The following is a 15,432-nucleotide window of genomic DNA, read 5'->3' as shown; positions in this document are numbered from 1 at the left end:
CGACGGCACCGACAACCGTGCCGGATCCGGTCCGGCCGCGCACCGCCCAGCGGCGGCCGGGCTTCGCCACCGCTGCGCGCGGGTACAGTTCCGACGTGATCGACACACCGGTGGGACACGTCCAGGCGGCATCCGACCCGGCGCGACGCCGGGCCGCCGGTGCCGGCCGCCGCAGCGTGGCCCGGCCCGGGGGCGGTGCGGCGTGAGCGGCGTCGCACGGCGCAACTGGGCCGGCAACGTCCACTACGCCGCCCGTGCCTTCCACCAGCCGACGACGCTGGACGAGCTGCGCCGGCTGGTCGCCGGCAGCGACCGGCTCCGGGCGGTCGGCAGCGGCCACTCGTTCAACCGGATCGGCGACACCACCGGCGACCTGGTCTCGCTGGCCGGGCTGCCGCCCACCGTCGAGATCGACCGGGAGCACGGCACGGTCACCGTCGCCGCCGGGCTGCGCTACGGGGACGTGGCGACCCGGCTGCACGAGCAGGGGTTGGCCCTGGCCAACCTCGCCTCGCTGCCGCACATCTCGGTGGCCGGTGCGGTCGCCACCGGCACCCACGGCTCCGGCGACGGCAACCGCAACCTGGCCGCCGCCGTGGCCGGGCTGGAACTCGTCACCGCCGACGGGGAGGTGCTCACCGTCGACCGGTCGGCCGGCGACCGGTTCGCCGGCATGGTGGTCGCGCTCGGCGCGCTCGGCGTCGTCACCCGGGTCACCCTGGACGTGCTGCCCACCTTCACCGTCCGTCAGTACGTGCACGAGGGCCTGCCGGTCGGGTCGCTGGACGCGGCGTTCGCCTCGGCGTACAGCGTCAGCGGGTTCACCACCTGGCGCTCGACGGACATCGACCAGGTCTGGCGCAAGCAGCTCGCCGACGCCCCGCCGCCGGAGCCGGACTGGCTCGGCACCACCCCCGCCGGGCAGCCGGCGCACCCGGTGCCCGGGATGGACCCGGTGAGCTGCACCCCGCAGTTCGGCGAGCCCGGCCCGTGGCACGAGCGGCTGCCGCACTTCCGGCTCGGTTTCATGCCGAGCAGCGGCGACGAACTCCAGTCCGAGTACCACCTGCCCCGGTCGGCCGGGGCCGCGGCGCTGGCCGCGCTGGACGGGATGCGGGACCGGATCGTCCCCGTGCTGCAGATCTGTGAGCTGCGGACGGTCGCCGCCGACGAGCTGTGGCTCAGCCCCAACCAGGGGCGCGACACGCTGGCCGTGCACTTCACCTGGGTCGCCGACACGGCGGCGGTGCTGCCGGTGCTGGCCGAGGTCGAGGCCCGGCTGGCCCCGTTCGCGCCCCGCCCGCACTGGGGCAAGGTGTTCACCCTCGACCCGGCCCTGGTCGCCGCCACCTATCCCCGGTACGCCGACTTCGCCGCCCTGCTCACCGAGCTGGACCCGGCCGGGGTGTTCCGCACCGACCTGCTCGACCGCCACTTCCCCCGGGCCTGAGCACCCCGACCGCTGCTTCCTGCCGGCCTGGGCACCCCGACCGCAGCGGGCACCGGAAGTCGGGTCCAGCCCTACCCGACCGCCTAGCGTGGATCACGCAAGGGGAAGGAGACCAGGTTGCTGGACCGGCTGAACGAGGCGCTGGCGCATGTGGAGCGGCACCTCGACGAACCGATCGAGGTGGCCGACCTGGCGCGGATCACGCTCACCTCGGAGTACCACTTCCGGCGGATGTTCTCGGCGCTGGCCGGGATGCCCCTGTCGGAGTACGTCCGTCGGCGGCGGCTCACCGTCGCGGCGGCCGAGGTGCTGGCCGGGGACCGGACGTTGCTCGACGTCGCCACCCGTCACGGGTACGGCTCGACCGAGGCGTTCACCCGGGCGTTCCGCGCGATGCACGGTGTCGGGCCGGGCGAAGCACGGCGCACGGGGGCCGCGCTGCGCTCCCAGCAGCGGTTGTCCTTCCGGCTGGTCGTCGAGGGGAGTGGCAGCATGCGGTACCGAGTGGTGGAGAAGCCGGCGTTCCGGCTGGTGGGTAAGCGGGCCCGGGTGCCCCTGGTGCACCAGGGGATGAACCCGGCGATCGTGGCCTTCGTCAAGGGCATGCCGGCGGAGACGAAGGCCCGGATCGAGGCCCTGTCCGACCAGGAGCCGGCGGGCATCGTCAACGTCAGCGACCTGCTCGGCGAGGACCGCTCCGAGGGCGTCGAGCTGGACTACTGGTACGGCGCGGTGACCGGCGCGGACGTGCCGGACGACCTGGAGGCGCTCGACGTCCCGGCGGGGACCTGGGCGGTCTTCGACACCTCGGGCGAGTTCCCGGCGGCCGTGCAGAACCTGTGGCGGGACGTGTTCACCCAGTGGTTCCCGTCCAACCCGTACCGCAGCCGGCCGGGGCCGGAGATCTCCAGCACCCGCATCTCGGCCGACGGCAGCCACGCCGACGCCGAGCTGTGGATCCCGGTGGAGCGGGACGCCGGCTAGCGGTGTCCGGCGGGCTGGTCGCGCAGGCTGGCCCGCTGGACGGCGCGGCTGATGTCGCTGGGGGAGACGATGCCCACGAGCTGGTCACCGGTCACCACCAGCGCCCGTCCGTCGGCACATCCGGTGAGCCGGGGGAGCAGGTCGGTGAGCTGCTCCTCCGGCCGGGCCAGCACCAGGTCGTCGGCCCGGCAGGACACCTCGCCCAGCGTGGTGGCGGCCCGCCGGTCGGCCGGGGTGCCCCGGACCCGGTCCAGGGTGACCAGGCCGACCGGCCGGCCGTCCTCGGTGAGCGGCAACGCCGTGTGCCGGTAGGCGAAGAGGTAGTGGTCGACGAAGTCGGCGACGGTCAGCTCCGCCGAGGCGGTCTGCGGTTGCGGGGTCATCACCTCGCCGACCCGGACACCGGACAGCGCGCTGCCCAGCCGGGCCTGGCGTTCCTCCACCCCGGCCGCGCCGATCAGGAACCAGCCGATCAGCGCCAGCCAGATCCCGCCCACCCCGTAGCCGGCCAGGAACTGCCAGAGGCCCAGGCCGATCAGCAGCACGCCGAGCACCCAGCCGGCGCGGGCGGCCACCACCGACGCCCTGGCCCGGTCGCCGGTGGCCTTCCAGACGGCGGCGCTGAGCAGCCGGCCGCCGTCCAGCGGAGCGGCGGGCAGGATGTTGAAGACCGCCAGCAGCACGTTGATCCCGGCCAGCCAGGACACCGAGCCGAGCAGCAGCCCGTCCTGCCCGGCCAGGGCCAGCAGCACCGCGATCGCCCCGAAGAAGACCCCGAGGAACAGGCTGACCAGCGGGCCGACCCCGGCGATGCGCAGCTCCGCGCCCGGGTCGGGGGCCTCGCCGCGTAGCTCGGCGACGCCACCGAAGAGCCACAGCGTGATCCCCGCCACCTCGATACCGTGCCGTTTCGCCACCACCGCGTGGGACACCTCGTGGGCCAGCAGCCCGAGGAAGAAGACAACCGCCGCCGCCAGCCCGGCCGACAGGTACGCCCAACCGGGCCGGTCGGGGTACGAGCGGGGGAACTGGTCGGCCGAGAGCAGCCACCCGATCAGCGCGAAGATGACCAGGACACTCCAGTTGACCCCGACGGGCACCCCCGCGATCCGGCCGAGCCGGAAGGTCGCCCTCATGCCTGCGGCATACCCGGCGACGCCGCTCCCATGCCCGGGCGTCAGCTTCCCGACGCCCCGGTCGCCGACCGGGCAGCCCCGTCGGGTCGGCCGAACCCGGTCGGCGCGGTTGACCGGTTCGGGAATAGTGGCAGGGGTGACGCTGATCGATGAGGGTGACGATCCGTACCGCTGGTTGGAGGACCTGGAGGGGGCGGACGCCGCCGGCTGGGTCCGCGACCGCAACGCGGCGACCGTCGCGGCGCTGACCGGCGACGACGCGTTCGTCGCGGCGCAGGCCGAGATCCGCCAGGTGCTCGACGCCGACGACCGCATCCCGTACCCGGGCTGGCGCGGCGACGGGCACTACTACGACTACTGGCGGGACGCGGCGCACCCCCGGGGGTTGTGGCGGCGTACCACGTTGGCGGAGTACCGGCGGCCCGAACCGGCCTGGGACGTGCTGCTCGACCTGGACGCGCTGGCCGCCGCCGAGGACGAGAACTGGGTCTGGGGCGGGGTGGCGGTGCTCAAACCCGGCCACCGGCGCTGCCTGGTCAGCCTGTCCCGGGGCGGCAAGGACGCGGTGGTGGTCCGCGAGTACGACCTGGACACCCGCACCTTCGTCGCCGACGGGTTCAGCCTCGCCGAGGCCAAGAGCGACGTCACCTGGATCGACGTCGACCGGATCTACGTCGGCACCGATCTCGGCCCCGGCTCGCTGACCGCCTCCGGCTACCCGAGGGTGATCCGCCGGTGGCGGCGGGGCACCCCGCTGACCGAGGCCGAGATCGTGTACGAGGGACAGGTCGACGACGTGTCCGTGTACGCCTCGCACGACCCGACGCCCGGGTACGAGCGCGACTTCGTGGGCCGCAGCCTGGACTTCTACCGGACCCGGAGCCTGCTGCTGACCCCCGACGGGAGGCAGCTCCCGGTCCCGGTCCCCGACGACGCCCAGTGGGACGTGCACCGCGAGTGGCTGCTGGTCCGGACGCGCTCGCCGTGGGAGGTCGCCGGGGTCACCCATCCGGCCGGGGCGCTGCTGGCGGCCCGGTTCGACGACTTCCTCGCCGGTGACCGTGAGCTGACGGTGCTGTTCGAGCCCGACGAGCGGACCGCGCTCAGCTACCACGTCTGGACCCGGCACCACCTGATCCTGGCCACCCTGGTCGACGTACGACGGCGGTTGGCCGTGCTGACCCCCGACGGCCCGGAACCGGCCGACGCCCCGCAGCCGGCCGACGGGTCGGCGGCTCCCGACCGGCCGGCGGCGGGTGGTGGCGGGTGGTGGCGGCGGGAGCCGTTGGCCGGGGCGGCGGAGGACGACGACAGCTGGATCGTGGACACCGATCCGGATCTCGGCGACGACTACCTGATCGCCTCGACCGGCTACCTGCGGCCGGCGACGCTGGGGCTGGGGCGGATCGGCGGCCCGGTCGAGGTCCTCAAGCGGGAACCGACGTTCTTCGACGCCACCGGCCTGACCGTGCGCCAGTTCTTCGCCACCTCCGCCGACGGAACCCGGGTGCCGTACTCCGTGGTGGGCGACCCGACGGCGGTCGCCGGGCCGACGCTGCTCACCGGGTACGGCGGGTTCGAGGTGTCGCTGACCGCCCACTACGACGGGGTGGTCGGCCGGTGCTGGCTGGCCCGGGGCGGCAGCTACGTGGTGGCGAACATCCGCGGTGGCGGGGAGTACGGCCCGCGGTGGCACCGGGCGGCGCTGCGCGAGAACCGCCCCCGGGCGTACGAGGACTTCGCCGCGGTCGCCGAAGACCTGGTGGCGCGGGGGATCACCACCCCGGAGAAGCTCGGCATCGAGGGCGGCAGCAACGGCGGGCTGCTGATGGGGGCGATGCTGACCCGCTACCCGACGCTGGTCGGCGCGGTGGTGGCGAACGTGCCGCTGCTGGACATGCGGCGCTTCCACCGGCTGCTCGCCGGGGCCTCCTGGATGGCCGAGTACGGCGACCCGGACCTGCCCGCCGACTGGGCGTTCCTGCGGGGCTACTCGCCGTACCACAACGTGCGGCCCGGGGTGCGGTACCCGCCGGTCCTGCTGGTCACCTCGACCCGGGACGACCGGGTGCACCCGGGGCACGCCCGCAAGATGGCCGCGCTGCTGGGCGAGCACGGCTACGACGTGTCGTACTACGAGAACGTCGAGGGCGGGCACGGCGCGGCGAGCAACAACGAACAGCGGGCTTTCCTGTCGGCGTTGACGTTCCGCTTTCTGTGGCGGCGGTTGGGTGGCCGTTGATCGGGTTCGTGCGGGGTGCACCGCGATATCTCCCGGGAATAACGGTCCCCGACATCGGCGGTAACGGGAATTCCAGAGTGGACGTGAATGCGTATTCACTCTATTCATTTGTCGGTGACGTGACTCGATACCGTAGTTCCTTGAAGTCGGCGTGTGCAAATGACTACTATCTGTAGTTGCCGACTTCGGGGAGGGGCCATGAGGCTTCGTTTTCTCGCCACGTCCAGCAACTCTGGATCGTGTCCGAGCCTGTACGAGACCGACAACGGTGACATCGTGGTGCAGGGCTACCGGTTGACCGACCCGGAGGCGCTCGGCCAACTGCGGGACGTGTTGCCCGACGAGACATTCGTCGTGGTGCCCCGGGAACTGATGTCCTGGTTCGAGCAGAAGGACTGAGATGGGGTCGCTCGTCACCGACCCCGCCGCTTTCCGACGCCTTTTCGAGAGTTTCCAGCACGCCGCCTTCAAGCTGGAGGTCCGCCGGTCGTACGGCGTGCCCGCCGAGGACGAGCCGTTCCGGGTCTTTCTCACCGGGGCGGACCCGGGCGTCGACTGGCTGCGGCCGTGGCTCGACCTGATGCGGGCCGAGACGGCGCGGGGCAAGCGGGTGGAGCGGGTCCGGGTCGTCGACGAGCCGCCGAGCGACTACCTGCGGTTCGAGATGTCGGTGACGCCCCACAACATCGCGGCGGGCGAGGACATCCGCTACCTCGACCGCCGCCGGGCGACCGAGCTGGCGCTGCCGCACTACGACTTCTGGCTGTTCGACTCGCAGCTCGTCGCCTTCCTGCACTTCACCGAGGACGACCGGTTCGTGGGCTTCAGCACCACCGAGGACCCGGCCGAGGTGTTGCGGCACTGCCAGTCCCGCGACCGGGCCTGGACGCGGGCCACTCCCTTCTCGGCGCCGCCCGCCCCCGTCGCGGCAGCGGCCTGATCGCGGACCATCGCGTGGCCAGTGTCATGGGTGACGACCGGAACCGGGCGGACAACGACTTTTCCGGCCGCAGCGCGGCGGTGGTCCAGGCCGGGCTCATCCAGGGCGACGTGCACCTGCGGACGGTCACCGAGACGCCGTTGCCGTCACCACGGCAGTTGCCGCCCGCGACCAAGGGTTTCATCGACCGCGAGGTGCACATCCAGCAACTCGACTCGCTGCTCGACGAGGTGGAACTGATCACCGACAAGGCCCGGTTGCCCGTCGTCACCATCTCCACCATCTCGGGCAGCGCCGGGGTGGGGAAGACGGCACTGGCCGTGCACTGGGCGCACCGGGTGCGGGAACGCTTCCCCGACGGTGACCTCTACATCAACCTGCGCGGCTACGACGCCGTGCCGCCGCTGACCCCGCACGAGGCCCTCGACGGGTTCCTCCGGGCGATGGACGTGCCCGCCGAGAAGGTCCCCCGGGACCTGCACGACCGCACCGCGCTCTACCGGTCGCTGACCACCGGCCGGCGGATGCTGATCCTGCTCGACAACGCCGCCACCGCCGAGCAGGTGCGGCCACTGCTCCCCGCCGCACCGAGCTGCATGGTGCTCATCACGAGCCGCAGCCGGCTCTCCGGGCTGGCCGTCCGCGACGGTGCCATCCGGGCGGTGCTCGACGTGCTGTCGCGCCAGGACGCGACCCGGCTGCTCAGGGTGACCATCGGGGCCGAACGGGTGGACCGGCAACCCGAGGCGACGGCGCGGCTGATCGCGCTCTGCTCACACCTGCCGCTCGCCCTGCGGATCGTCGCCGACCGCGCCCGGCTCGACGAGGAGCGACCGCTCGGGGAGCTGGTCGAGGAGTTGGCCGCCGAGGAGAGCCGCCTCGACGCGCTGGCCGTCGAGGACGACGACCTGTCGGCCGTACGCACGGTCTTCTCCTGGTCCTACCAGGCCCTGCGGGCCGAGACGGCGCGGATGTTCCGGCTGGTCGGCCTGCACCCCGGAGCCGACATCGCGCTCGACGCGGCGGCCCGCCTCGCCGGCTGCGCCCCGTCGGTCGCGCGCCGGCACCTCGAATCGCTCGTCGGACTGCACCTGCTCACCCGCAGCGGACCCCACCGGTTCCGGCTGCACGACCTGCTGAGGCTGTACGCGATGGAACGAGCGACCCTCGACGAGAGCCCGGAGGCCGTCCACGCCGCCCGGGAGCGACTGCTGCGGTGGTACCTGCACCACACCTACGCGGCCTACCGGGCGATCCTTCCGCAGGGCCGGCCGCTGCCCGGCGTCGACGTCCCACCCGACGCCACGCTCGACGACGCGCTGCGGTGGTGCGAGCACGAACGGCTCAACCTGCTCGACGTCGTCCGCGCCGCCCCCGGGTGGGGCCACCACCGGCTCGGGTGGCAGATCGCGCTCGCCAGCATGGCCTTCTTCGAGCGCAGGTCCTACTGGAAGGCGTGGATCGACAGTCACCTGGCGGGCCTGGACTGCGCCCGGCACCTGGGCGACCGCCGGGCCGAGGGGTGGCTGCTGCTCAGCCTCGGCGACGCCTGGTGGGACCGGGGCGACCTCGACGAGGCCGGACGCTGCTACGCCGGCTCACTGGACGCGGCACGGGACGTCGCCGACGCGTGGACCACCGGGTACGCCCTACGCGGATGCGGCCTGGTCGAGGAGGACCGGGGAGACTTCGCCGAGGCGACCCGCTACGCCCGGGAGGCGCTGCTGACCTTCCGGCAGTCGGGCGAGGAACGCGGCACCGGCCTGGCCCTGATGAGCCTCGGCAACGCGCTACGCGGCGCCGGCCGCCACGCCGAGGCCCTCGCCTCGTACGACGACGCGATGACGGTCTTCGAGCGGCTGCGGAACCGGTGGAGTCAGGGGCTCGTCGCTCTCCACCGGGGGCAGACGCTGCTGCACGCCGGTGAGCCCGCCCCGGCGTTGGCGGCGGTCACCTCGGCCGGCGCGCTGTTCCGCGAACTCGGCGACCGCCGGCACGCCGCCCTGGCCCGCTCGTACGAGGGCGACGCCCAGCTCCGGCTCCATCAGCCGCACGCCGCCCGCGAAGCGCTCGCCGACGCGCTGCTGACCCTGCTGGAACTCGACGACCCCCTCGCGGCGGACGTGCGCCGACGCCTGGCCGCCCTCGACCACGACACCACCACTCCGGACCAGCAGGGGGAGCAGGATGGATGACCCGATCATCACGGCGGTCGCCGTGGCACTGTCGACCCGCGCCGTCGAAGGCCTCACCGACGCGGCACGGGAAGCCCTGGCGTCGGTGATGCGCCTCGTCCGTCGCAAGGCGGCGGAGCACCGCGCGCTGCGGACCGCGCTCGCCGCCGAGCCCGCGTCCGGCGGGGGCGACGACCGGGCCGTCGCGGTGCGCCGGGCACTGGCCGACGCCGCCGACCATGATCCGGACTTCGACCAGGAGCTACGCCGCCGCTGGGCGACCTTCCACCAGACGACCGTACGGGCTGACGCGGTGACCAACACGGTGTCGGGTCAGGTCACCGGCCCGGTGGTGCAGGCGCGCGACATCTCCGGCGGGGTGCACCTGGACCTGTCCGCACAGCAGCACCCCCGACGGTGACGGCGCGTCATGACGTGATGGCCAATCGTCAGTATGCAGCGGCTATGCTGAGAGTATGACTCGCCGTATCACGATCAGCTTGCCCGACGACGTGGCCGCCTACGTCGAACGCACCCAGGGCAACACGTCCGGTTTCATCGCGGGAGTCCTCCGGCGGAAGATGCGGGCGGACGGCCTCCGGGCGCGCTGGGCGCAGCTCGGTTACGTCGTCACCGATGACGACGTGGATTCGACGAGGAGTCGTCTGGCAGCTCTTCCCCCGATCAGTGACGAGCAGCATGCCCGGAATCTCGAATGGCTTCGCCAGTTCGACGAGGACGGCAGCGCCGCCGCGTGAACGGCCTGGTCCTCGACACCTCTGCGCTGCTCGCTTACGCCTCGGGAACCAGTGTCGAGCCCGGTTCCATGATCACTCTCGCCGAGGAGGACCCGGAGCAGCAGCTGTGGGTGCCCGCGCTCTGCCTCGGGCAGGCGCAGCTCGAACTGGCGGGTACCGCCTCCGCCGCCCTCCTCGACCTGCTGTTCACCGAGGACCGTGACATTCAGGTGGCCGTCTACGACGCCGCCACGAGCCGGCGGGTGGCGCGGCTGGCGGCGCGTACACAGGTGTCGTTGGATGCCGCGCAGGCCGTCACCACCGCCGTGCTCTACCGCTGCCATCTGGTCACTCGGGATCCGAAGGCCCTGACGCCGGCGCTGCCCCCGGGAATGGAGCTCCTCGACATCAGCGAGACCTGGGACTGACGGTACCGGTCAGCGCGGGGCGGCGGTGAGCACCGCCTTGCCGAAGGCGACGTGGGCCACGTTGGCCTGACGGCCCGAGTTGGCATTCCGTCCGGTGCAGCGGATCTTCAACTGGGTGGTGCCGGTGATATCGACCTTGACATGGGTGGCGGGCCCCAGCTTGGCCACCTTGTTGCTGTCGAGTTGCCCTCCGCTGTCCCGGTAGAAGGCCACGTCGGCCACCAGCCCGGAGGCACCCGGGGTGTTGTCGTCGATGCCCAGCCAGAAGTCGAGGGTCCGCATCCCTGCGACGGGAAAGACGAAGTAGGTGTTGGTGCCGTTGCAGCTGAGTTCGACGCTCCGGTCGTAGGGCTTGTTGCCCATGGTCACCAGCCCCTTGACGTAACCCCCGTTACGGTCCTCCGCGTCGAGTTCGTCGAGGTGGCGGACCGAGGCTTCCTCAGGGCTGTCCTCCGGGGTGGGTGTTGGGTCGACCGTCTCGGTGGGTGTGGGACGCGCCTCATCGCTCGGGCTCTCCGCGATGTCGGAGGTCGGGTCCTCGGAAGCCGGCGGCGGCAGGTACGCGGAAGGACTCGGCCCGGCCGCCGAGGTCGGTGCGGGATGGTTGGCCTGCGGGAATTCGATGCCGAACAGATCACGCCCAAAGCCGAGTGTCGCCACCAGGAGGCTCGCCGCGCCGATGACGACTCCGGCGAGAGCCAGCTTCTGATGATCCTTCACCCAGCCGAAGTAGCGTGACACAGTGCACCTTCCGGGCGGCGAATTCGACGTGGCCCCCACCTGTTCAGGTCGGGGCGGCCGATTGTGTGCCGTTCGGTCTGGCGTGTCGAGGTGGGTGTCGCAAAGCTGACGCCATCCGCGTCGCGCACCGGCACCGGATCGAGGGCGGGGCAGCCCTTTCAGTACCGGGGCGGCTGCTGCTTGAGGCTCGCCAGAAAACGCGTCCACGTTCGGGGTGCGAAGGTGAGGACTGGGCCGGTGGGGTCCTTGCTGTCGCGGAGCCCGACGACGCCGGGGAGGTTGTCCGCGACCTCGACGCAGTTGCCGCCGTTGTTGCTGCGGGTGGGCTTGCGCCAGACGGCACCGGTCAGGTCAGGCACGGGCGTACTCCTCTGCGACATCCTGGATCAGGCTTTTCGATCGGGAATCGTTCAGGGCGCGACCTGCCATGTCGGCCCAGATAGCGCGGTAGGCCGCCGTCTCGTGCGGCTTGTCGAGATAGATCGCTCCGGTGGCCGCCTCCAGATAGGCCACCGGCGGCTCCGACTCCCTGGTGCTTCCGTCCTCGGGGAACTCCAGGATCGAGAAGGCTCCGGCCATCGCCCCGGCATGCAATCCGGCAGAAAAAGTAAGCACCTGCACGGTTACGTTCGGTAGCTCTGCGGCCTTCAGAATCTGGTGTAGTTGATCGGTCATGATCGTGGCGCTACCGACCGGGCGGCGCAATACCGCCTCGTTGATTATCACGCTGAGTTGCGGAGCGGCGAACCGGGTGAGAAGTGCCTGCCGTTCGACACGGAGTTGGACGGCTCGCTGCTGCTCGTCCGTGGCTGTGGTGTCGACGGCACCGCCGGGCATCCGGAAGACCTGCTCCGCGTAGGCGCGGGTCTGGAGGAGGCCGGGGACCAGCTCCGACTCGTACTGACGGATGCGTGAGGCGGCCGATTCCAGTCCGATGTAGAGCTGGAACCAGCGGGGGAGGCCGGAGCCGATGTAGTCGTGCCACCAGTTCTTGTTCTCTCGGGTGGCCGCCGTCATGGCGAGGAGCAGTTCGCCGTCCTCGACGGAGGCGCCGTAGAGGTCGAGCATCTGCTGCACGTCGGCCTGCCGGTAGCGGACGTGTTCGGCGCCGTTCTCGATCCGGTGCAGGGTGGCCCGCGCCCGGTCCAACTGTTCGGCGGCCTGCTCCATCGTGAGCCCGGCCGCCCGGCGCAACGACTCGAACTTCCGCCCGATCTGACGGCGGAGCATCGTCGTCCCGCTCACGGATTGTGACACCATCGTCCTCCCGGCTTGGCTGGCCTGCACACCCTCCCGTCCAATTTTGACGGCCGAATGGTCAAGCAGTAATGGACACATTACACAGGGTGCTCATCTATGGCCAGGGGCCAGGTCGCGCAGGGCAATTGAGCTGTTGCAATCAGTGGTCGCCGGTGCTTGACTGCTTCGGCGGTCACCGGGGAGTTCTCGCTGCTCAGTGGCCAGGTGAGCCCCGCTGTCGTACGGCCGGTCGAGGCTGCGACGGCGGGTGCCGGGGTGGGTCCGCCGGTGCGCGGCGGGCCGGTGGACCCACCCCTCCACGGGTCGACCTCAAGGAGAGGCAGGTTCCACCATGCGTGACTTCTTCCACCGGGTTCCGCAGGGCCGGCGGCCGGGGCCGGTGTCGATCGGGCACTCGTCGCCCGTACCCCCTCGGTCGGCGTCCGGGCGGCAGGCCGGGCGGACGGACCGTCGCAGCGGGCGGGAGCGGGGCCGGTGACCGGGCGGTTCGTCATCCACCTGCCGGTCGTCGCCAGCGACCTGCTCTCCGCGCAGCGGTTGGCCCGGGTGGTGGCGCACTGGACGCACGTCCTGCCGCAGACCGACCCGGGCGGCACCACCGTCTCCGTCGAGGACGACCAGAGCGTCCACCACTGGGTGTTCTGCGACCGGCTGCTCTCCAGCGGCCTGCGCTGCCTGCTCCGGCCGGACCACGAAGGCGGCTGCTCCCGGCGGCGCGGGTGGCGGTGAGCGGACGACCGGTACCGCGCTCCTGACCGAACACCCGGTCACCGTGACGCCGCCCTGCTCAGCGCCGGGAGTGATCGGGACGCCGGGGGTGCTGTCCCGCTCCCCGCCGGGCGTCACCGTGACGTCGGGGGTGCTGTCCCGCTCCCCGCCGGGCGTCACCGTGACGTCGGGGGTGCCGTCCCGCTCCCCGCCGGGCGTCACCGTGACGCCGGAGGGTCGCCGTGCTCAGCGCCGGGGTGCGTCGCCCGCCGCCACCGGGGCCTGCGTTATCCGGGTCGCCCAGTCCAGGGCGTGGTCGGCGACCGCCTCCCAGCCCGGCTCACCCACCGTGAAGTGCGAGCGGCCGGGGAACTCGTGGTACGCGGTCACCGCCCGCGACTTCTGGTAGAGCCCGGCGTTCGCCTTGACCAGCGAGGGCGGGGCGACGTGGTCCTCGCCGCCGGCGATCAGCAGCAGCGGCGGCCGGTCGTCGCGGCCGGTGTCGACCGCTGCGGCCGAGTCCGGGTCGAGGTTGGCGAATGCCCCCTCGAAGAGGACGTGCCCGGCGGCCGGGACGGCGTAGCGCCGCCAGGCCCGGTCGGAGTCGTCGGGCTGGAGGGTGTTGCCGAAGGCGTACCGGAACTCGTCCGGGCTGATCTGGACCCCCCGGTGCCGGTTCACCGGGCTGTGCAGCACCGGGTACGACGCCCGCAGCGTGCTGATCGGCAGCCGGAGCACCCCCTTGACCGGGGCGGACGCCACCGCCACGACGGCCGCGCCGAGCTGCCGGTCGGCCAGCACCTGGGCGACCAGTCCGCCGAACGAGTGGCCGATCACGATCGGTGCGCTCGGCAGCTCACGGATCACCGCCGCGTAGTGGTCGATCACCTGCCGCAGGGTGGTACCGGCGACCGTACCCGGGTCGGCGCGCAGCGCGGTCACCTCCCGGTCGAAGCCCGGCCAGGCCGGCGCGAGCACCCGGAACCCGCGTGCCGCGTACCGCTCGGCCCACCCCTCCCAGCTGCGCGGTGTCATCCACAGCCCGTGCACGAACACCACCGTGTCGACCGGCCCGCCCGACGTGCTCCCCATGTCGTCCTCCCCACCTCACCCACCCCGCCCCGACCCGGCCCGCATACCCACCTCCCACCCCCCGATGCCCCCGACCTCACCCGTTCCCGCCTCCGCCCCCGTGCCCCGCCGTCCTACCGCCGCCGCCCCTTGCCCCTTGCCCCTTGCCCCCGAGCTTCCCCAGGCTCCCGCCGCCACCCCGTTGATCAAGAGGTTTGCGTCATGCCGCCCCGTGATCAAGAGATTTGCGTCATGCGCCGGCGGGATCCCTGACCTAAACCTCTTGATCACCGGGCCGGGCCGGGCTGAGCCGGGCCGGGGCCGGGCCGGGCCGAGCCGAGCCGGAGCCGGAGCCGGGCCGGAGCCGAGCCTGAGCCGGGCCGGGGCCGGGCCGGGGCGAGCGAGGCACCCGGGGTGAGCCGGGCCGGGGTCGGGTGGGGGTCAGGAGGTGGGGAGGGCGTCGACGACGACCAGTTCGGTGCCGGGGCGTATCTCGGCGAGGAGGGTCTGCTGGGCGGTGCGGGTCAGGCGGATGCAGCCGTTCGTGACGTCCTGGCCGAGGGTGTCGTCGTCCTGCCAGGTGTGCAGGCCGATGTGCGCGCCCTTGAGGCCGCTGGGGACCGCGTCCGGGTCGTCCGGGACGGCGCCGAGCGCGAAGATGTCCACCCCGCCGTAGACCGGTTCGGGTGGGGGCGTGGTGCCGAGGATGAAGGTCCGGCCGAGCGGGGTCTCCTGGCCGGGCAGGCCGAGGCTGACCGGCCAGCTGCGTACCGGCTTGCCGTGCCGGTTCCAGGTGAGCTGGTGGGTCCGTCGCTGCACCACGATCTGGTCCCGCAGGGCGACCGGGGTCCAGCCACCCTGGGGCAACCAGGCCACCCGGCGGCTCGCCGAGGGCAGCAGGACCGCCGTCCAGCCGGTGCGGCGCTCCACCACCGGCATGGTCAGCTCGACCCCGCTGATGGTGGGCGCGAGCAGGGCGCGCGGGCGTCCGCCGGGTGCGTCGTACGCGGCGATCTTCCGGGTGGGGGTGAGCCCCTCGGTCAGCGGGGTGACGTCGAGCGGGCGGGGGTCGGCCGGGAAGCCGGCGGGGGCCGGGTCGTAGTCGACCACCGGCAGCCCGGCGGGGGGCGGTGCGGCGGGCGGCACCGTCTCGTCCTCGCCCGGGGCGGCCACGGTGGGCGACGGTGGGGCGGCCCGTTGGCCGGGAAGGGGCGTGTCGGCCCGTAGCGCCGCGCCGACCAGCAGGGCCAGTGCCAGCAGCATCGGTACGCCGACGACAGCGGCGAGCGGACCCCGCCCCCAGCGCTCGATCATCCGGTCAAACAGCACAAATACACTCTAACGGGTACGAGGCTCCCGCCGGTGGCGAATCGTCCGGACGGGAGCCCCGCGTCGTCGGGAGCCGCCGGGGCGGTGCGCCGGGGGCTACACGCGTCCCGGGCCGGGCCGGTTCGAAGATCCGCCGAGAATTTTCGGCACCGGTGGTGATCCGTACGCGCCGGAGGTCCGTACTGGAGGTGGGAGCAAGGTCGGCCGGTGGTGGCGCCGCCGTTAGACGATC

16 protein-coding genes are annotated in these 15,432 nt (G+C 72.5%); 10 read left to right on the top strand and 6 right to left on the bottom strand.

Annotation, left to right across the window (positions count from 1 at the left end; translation table 11 throughout):
* Positions 1-202 precede the first annotated feature (202 nt).
* Together O7625_RS30115 and O7625_RS30110 are read left to right on the top strand one after the other, a co-directional pair.
* Complete coding sequence (locus O7625_RS30115; RefSeq protein WP_282343360.1) at positions 203-1,450, top strand: FAD-binding protein; 1,248 nt, start codon at positions 203-205, stop codon at positions 1,448-1,450.
* A gap of 117 nt (positions 1,451-1,567) precedes the next feature.
* A complete protein-coding gene (locus O7625_RS30110; protein ID WP_282343358.1) occupies positions 1,568-2,434 on the top strand; it encodes an AraC family transcriptional regulator in 867 nt (288 codons plus the stop codon).
* Here the strand turns inward: O7625_RS30110 and O7625_RS30105 are convergent.
* Positions 2,431-3,570 (bottom strand): site-2 protease family protein, encoded by a 1,140-nt coding sequence (locus O7625_RS30105; protein ID WP_282343357.1) that lies wholly within the window; start codon positions 3,568-3,570, stop codon positions 2,431-2,433. The two genes, O7625_RS30110 and O7625_RS30105, sit on opposite strands and share 4 nt — an antisense overlap.
* 136 nt (positions 3,571-3,706) lie before the next feature.
* Here O7625_RS30105 and O7625_RS30100 point away from each other — a divergent pair, with 136 nt between their 5' ends.
* The 7 genes from O7625_RS30100 to O7625_RS30070 all read left to right on the top strand — a co-directional run bounded on the left by O7625_RS30100 (position 3,707) and on the right by O7625_RS30070 (position 10,091).
* Positions 3,707-5,812: a prolyl oligopeptidase family serine peptidase gene (locus O7625_RS30100; RefSeq protein WP_282343356.1), complete on the top strand. Its 2,106-nt coding sequence runs from the start codon at positions 3,707-3,709 to the stop codon at positions 5,810-5,812.
* A gap of 198 nt (positions 5,813-6,010) precedes the next feature.
* On the top strand, positions 6,011-6,211 hold the full coding sequence (locus O7625_RS30095) for a hypothetical protein (protein WP_067306804.1): 201 nt from the start codon (positions 6,011-6,013) through the stop codon (positions 6,209-6,211).
* 1 nt (position 6,212) lies between these two features.
* Positions 6,213-6,752 carry a DUF6879 family protein gene (locus O7625_RS30090; protein WP_282343355.1) on the top strand — a complete coding sequence of 180 codons (540 nt, stop codon included), beginning with the start codon at positions 6,213-6,215 and terminating at the stop codon, positions 6,750-6,752.
* A 14-nt stretch (positions 6,753-6,766) separates the two neighbouring features.
* Positions 6,767-8,947, top strand: a complete 2,181-nt coding sequence (locus tag O7625_RS30085; protein ID WP_282343354.1) for a tetratricopeptide repeat protein — start codon at positions 6,767-6,769, stop codon at positions 8,945-8,947.
* On the top strand, positions 8,940-9,347 hold the full coding sequence (locus O7625_RS30080) for a hypothetical protein (RefSeq protein ID WP_282343352.1): 408 nt from the start codon (positions 8,940-8,942) through the stop codon (positions 9,345-9,347). Before O7625_RS30085 ends, O7625_RS30080 begins: the two co-directional genes overlap by 8 nt.
* 55 nt (positions 9,348-9,402) lie before the next feature.
* Entirely contained in the window at positions 9,403-9,684 is a 282-nt protein-coding gene (locus O7625_RS30075) for a hypothetical protein (RefSeq protein ID WP_282343350.1), read from the top strand.
* Entirely contained in the window at positions 9,681-10,091 is a 411-nt protein-coding gene (locus O7625_RS30070; protein WP_282343348.1) for a hypothetical protein, read from the top strand. The genes O7625_RS30075 and O7625_RS30070 overlap by 4 nt, the downstream gene beginning before the upstream one ends.
* A 9-nt stretch (positions 10,092-10,100) precedes the next feature.
* Here O7625_RS30070 and O7625_RS30065 read toward each other — a convergent pair whose 3' ends face one another.
* From O7625_RS30065 to O7625_RS30055, 3 genes are all read right to left on the bottom strand, one after another.
* A complete protein-coding gene (locus O7625_RS30065; protein ID WP_282343346.1) occupies positions 10,101-10,832 on the bottom strand; it encodes an NPCBM/NEW2 domain-containing protein in 732 nt (243 codons plus the stop codon).
* A gap of 158 nt (positions 10,833-10,990) precedes the next feature.
* Positions 10,991-11,191: a DUF397 domain-containing protein gene (locus O7625_RS30060; protein ID WP_282343344.1), complete on the bottom strand. Its 201-nt coding sequence runs from the start codon at positions 11,189-11,191 to the stop codon at positions 10,991-10,993.
* Entirely contained in the window at positions 11,184-12,062 is an 879-nt protein-coding gene (locus O7625_RS30055; protein WP_282347146.1) for a helix-turn-helix transcriptional regulator, read from the bottom strand. Before O7625_RS30055 ends, O7625_RS30060 begins: the two co-directional genes overlap by 8 nt.
* Before the next feature lie 504 nt (positions 12,063-12,566).
* On the opposite strand from O7625_RS30055, the gene O7625_RS30050 reads away from it, so the two are divergent.
* A complete protein-coding gene (locus O7625_RS30050) occupies positions 12,567-12,821 on the top strand; it encodes a hypothetical protein (RefSeq protein ID WP_282343342.1) in 255 nt (84 codons plus the stop codon).
* 225 nt (positions 12,822-13,046) lie between these two features.
* Here the strand turns inward: O7625_RS30050 and O7625_RS30045 are convergent, their stop codons facing one another.
* Both O7625_RS30045 and O7625_RS30040 read right to left on the bottom strand, forming a co-directional pair.
* Positions 13,047-13,892, bottom strand: a complete 846-nt coding sequence (locus O7625_RS30045; RefSeq protein WP_282343340.1) for an alpha/beta hydrolase — start codon at positions 13,890-13,892, stop codon at positions 13,047-13,049.
* Between the two features lie 420 nt (positions 13,893-14,312).
* Entirely contained in the window at positions 14,313-15,200 is an 888-nt protein-coding gene (locus O7625_RS30040) for a L,D-transpeptidase (RefSeq protein ID WP_282343339.1), read from the bottom strand.
* Between the last annotated feature and the right edge of the window lie 232 nt (positions 15,201-15,432).

The sequence above is a fragment of the Micromonospora sp. WMMD714 genome (assembly GCF_029581315.1).
In the GTDB taxonomy this organism is placed as follows: Bacteria; Actinomycetota; Actinomycetes; order Mycobacteriales; family Micromonosporaceae; genus Micromonospora; species Micromonospora rifamycinica.
Note: the sequence above shows the minus strand (reverse complement) of the source record. Positions and strands in the feature narration are given on the sequence as shown.

Excerpts from the sequence above, each read along its gene's own strand:
- O7625_RS30105 (WP_282343357.1), bottom strand. The coding sequence starts at position 3,570 with ATGAGGGCGACCTTCCGGCTCGGCCGGATCGCGGGGGTGCCCGTCGGG.
- O7625_RS30095 (WP_067306804.1), top strand. The coding sequence starts at position 6,011 with ATGAGGCTTCGTTTTCTCGCCACGTCCAGCAACTCTGGATCGTGTCCG.
- O7625_RS30090 (WP_282343355.1), top strand. The coding sequence starts at position 6,213 with ATGGGGTCGCTCGTCACCGACCCCGCCGCTTTCCGACGCCTTTTCGAG.
- O7625_RS30080 (WP_282343352.1), top strand. The coding sequence starts at position 8,940 with ATGGATGACCCGATCATCACGGCGGTCGCCGTGGCACTGTCGACCCGC.
- O7625_RS30075 (WP_282343350.1), top strand. The coding sequence starts at position 9,403 with ATGACTCGCCGTATCACGATCAGCTTGCCCGACGACGTGGCCGCCTAC.
- O7625_RS30055 (WP_282347146.1), bottom strand. The coding sequence starts at position 12,062 with ATGCTCCGCCGTCAGATCGGGCGGAAGTTCGAGTCGTTGCGCCGGGCG.
- O7625_RS30045 (WP_282343340.1), bottom strand. The coding sequence starts at position 13,892 with ATGGGGAGCACGTCGGGCGGGCCGGTCGACACGGTGGTGTTCGTGCAC.